This is a genomic window from Pseudoalteromonas sp. 2CM28B (genome assembly GCF_023161935.1).
The window spans coordinates 1-1,097 of record NZ_JALNTH010000097.1; the positions used below are offsets into that span (position 1 = coordinate 1).

Annotated in this window: 1 protein-coding gene; it reads right to left on the minus strand. The window is 47.2% G+C overall.

The window, feature by feature from the left end:
- Positions 1-895: 895 nt before the first annotated feature.
- The coding region (locus tag MTN96_RS37375; RefSeq protein ID WP_374276213.1) for a hypothetical protein at positions 896-1,097 on the minus strand (202 nt) is incomplete at its 5' end.

Genomic DNA, 1,097 nt, shown 5'->3' on the forward strand with positions numbered 1-1,097 from the left:
AGCTCAGCTGGATAGAGTACCTGGCTACGAACCAGGCGGTCGGAGGTTCGAATCCTCCTGCGCCCACCACTTTCATACATAAGCCGACACTAAGTCGGTTTTTTTGTGCCTGAAATAAAGTGAATATGGGAAAGTAGCAAGCTACGAACCAGACGGTCAGAGGTTCACTCTTAGAAGATACGTCCTGCGCCCACCACTTTCTATTACAATTAAAGTTAATAGAAAAGAAACCGACGAAAGTTGGTTTTTTTGTGCCTGAAATAAAGTGAATATGGGAAAGTAGCAAGCTACGAACCAGGCGGTCGGAGGTTCACTCTTAGAAGATACGTCCTGCGCCCACCACTTTCATACATAAGCCGACTTTAAGTCGGTTTTTTTGTGCCTGGAATAAATCAAAGCGTGGATGTGGATAGAGTACCTGGCTACGAACCAGGCGGTTGGAGGTTCACTCTTAGAAGATACGTCCTGCGCCCACCACTTTCTATTACAATTAAAGTTAATAGAAAAGAAACCGACGAAAGTCGGTTTTTTTGTGTCTGAAATTTGAGAAGGCTAACAGATATTAGTTAAACCCAATTATACACACCGCTAAATTTTGCATTCAGCCACCTCTCTAAAAGCGCAGCGCCTCTTAACCTCTTTGTGAATAACGCCCTTAAAAACCTAAATGCACCAAGAGAAGTGAAAGAGGAGTAAATGAGACGTTCAAAATCACCATGAGTATTTAAACGCCAGCAAGCTACATTCTACAAATAATATCATCGTCAACTTTTAATGTGGACGTAGTGCTTACTCACGTTAGAAACACAGTTTCTCATTGCTAAAACCTGGGCGAGGTAAAATCCCACTAAAACCTAAAAATTTCGCTTGCAAAAGGCTCGGTGTTTTATTTTTATTACCTGACCGCTGACCGCTGACCGCTGACCGCTGACCGCTGACCGCTGACCGCTGACCGCTGACCGCTGACCGCTGACCGCTGACCGCTGACCGCTGACCGCTGACCGCTGACCGCTGACCGCTGACCGCTGACCGCTGACCGCTGACCGCTGACCGCTGACCGCTGACCGCTGACCGCTGACCGCTGACCGCTGACCGCT